The organism is Streptomyces sp. XM83C (assembly GCF_023072675.1).
GTDB classification, from domain to species: domain Bacteria; phylum Actinomycetota; class Actinomycetes; order Streptomycetales; family Streptomycetaceae; genus Streptomyces; species Streptomyces thermocoprophilus.
Window position 1 is genome coordinate 1 of record NZ_JALLGL010000515.1, and the last position, 2,223, is coordinate 2,223.

Consider the following 2,223-nt stretch of genomic DNA (forward strand, 5'->3'; position numbering starts at 1 on the left):
CCCCCGAGCCGGTACGGCGTCCGCAGCCGGTGCCCGCCGGGACGGCACCCGGCGCCGACGCACAGGCGCCCTCGGCGGAGAGCGTCGCGGCGGTGCGCGAGGTGCTGGCGGCGGGCGGCGCGCCGGAGTCGCTGGCCGCGCAGACCGCCGGCGCGCTCGGCGACGGCGCGGCGCCCACGCTGCGGGAGGACCCCTGGCAGTTGCTGCGGGTCCCCGGAGTGCGGCCCGAGCAGGCCGACACGTTCGCACGGGCGCTGCTCGGCCCGGAGTGCGCTCCCGACGACGAGCGGCGCGGCCGGGCGATGACCGTGTGGCTGCTGGAGCAGGCGGCCCTGGCCGGGCACACGGCGCTGGAGATGCCCGCGCTGACGGCGGCGCTGGACCGCCGGGGTGTGCCCGGCGCGGAGGAGGCGGTGCGCGGCGCGATCGCCGAGGGCGACGCGCTGGTGTTCCAGGACGCCCTCGAGGAGCCGGGCCACCCGGCCACGCCCCCGGCGGCTGCCGCCGAGGGCGGCGAGGAGGGCGAGGAGGAGCGCCCGGTGCGGGTGCTCGTCGGTCTGGAGCGTTACGCCCTGGCGGAGGAGAGCCTCGCCGACGCCCTGGCCCGAGTCGTGAACTCACTGCCGAAGGACGACGCTCCGGCGCGTTGGGAGCAGGCCGCATCGGGCGCCTCGGGCAGTGCGGCGGACCTGATCCGCGCGGTGGCCGGGCATGCCCTGGTGCTGCACACGGGCGGTGAGGCCGCCCGCGCGGAACCGGCCGCTCTGCTCGCCGCGGCCCGTGCGCTGGGGCTGCGTGCCGTGGCGGCCTGTCACGCCCCCGACGGCCGCCGCCGCTTCGCGGGGCTGCTCGGCGCGGCCGAGTCGGCGGCCGGCCCCGTGCGGTCGGCGGAGGTCGAGGCGCCTGCCGCGGCACCGGCAGGTGTGCCGGAGGTGACAGCCGCCGATGCCGTGGTCACCGTGTCCGGTCTGCTGTCCGGTGCGGAAGGCCCGGGCAGGGACGCCGACGGGGCGCTGGCCCTGGATCTGCTGGTGGTGCTGGACGCGCCGCAGCTGGACGTGGAGACGGCGGCGCTGCTGGTGGAGTCGGTGCCCGACGGGGCGCGGCTGGTGCTCAGCGGCGATCCGGCGGTGCTGTGGTCGGCGGGCCCGGGGCGGGTGTTCGCCGATCTGCTCGCCGCGCGTGTCTGCCCGCAGGTGGCCTCCCGCACCCCGGACCCGGGCCCGCTGGGCGAGCTGGTCTCCGGGATCGGCGTCGGAGAGCTGCACCAGGTGGAGGCGCCCGGCAAGGAGTTGGTGATCGTGCCGGTGCGGGACGCGGGCGAGGCCGTGCACCGGACGGTGCAGCTCGTCATGGACTCGGTGCCGCGTGCGCTGGGCATCCCGGCAGAGCAGACCGTGGTCATCACGCCGGGCCACGGCGGCGCGGTCGGCACCCGGGTGCTCAACTCCGCGCTCAAGGAACGCCTGAACCCAGGACCGGGCCGCTTCGGCGGTTTCGACCTGGGCGACCGGATCGTCTGGTCCCCCGCTCCGGGCCGCACGGTGCCGGGCCGGGTGGTGAAGGCCGACGCCGAGGGGCTGCACCTGTCGTGCGCGGGCGCCCCCGTCGTCGTACCGCGGGAGCGGGTCGAGCAGCGGGTGCGGCACGGCTGGGCGCTGACAGCGCACCAGGCGGTGGGGGCGCGGTGGCCGGCGGCTGTCGTCGTCCTGCCGGGCGATGCAGTCAAGGCGCTCGACCGGCCCTGGGTGTACACGGCGTTCGGCCGGGCCGACCGCCATCTGTCCGTGGTGCACGGCGTTGAGCAGGCCCTGCCCCGCGCTGTGGCCGAGATCCCGGCGAAGCCGCGGACGACGCGCCTGCCGCTGCTGCTGCGGACGCAGATGCCGACGGCCGCCTGACGGTTCGAGGGCCTGCGGCGAGCCGCCGGTGGGCCGGGACCGGTTCGCCCGCCGGTGGGCCAGGTCCTGTTCGCCCGTCGGTCCGGGCCGGGCCCCGCCCAGGTCCGGGCGGGAACCTGCCCAGGTCCGGGCGGGAACCTGCCCAGGTCCGGGTCGCAGGTTGCCGGTGCCGGTCGAGGGCCGGGCACCGCGGCCCGGAACGGCCTGTGTCAGGCCGCGCCCCGGACCGGCCGGGCCGGGACCGGTGAGCCCGGTCGGGGGTCGCCCTGGGGTGACTCGGCGGCGGCCGGCCCGGGTGTCACGGACGGCGGTCGCCTCCGGC

Annotated in this window: 1 protein-coding gene; it reads left to right on the forward strand. The window is 78.5% G+C overall.

The genetic code is table 11. The annotated features are described in order from the left end of the window. The coding region (locus MTQ10_RS29910) for a helix-hairpin-helix domain-containing protein (protein ID WP_247473669.1) at positions 1–1,901 on the forward strand (1,901 nt) is incomplete at its 5' end. Positions 1,902–2,223 lie beyond the last annotated feature (322 nt).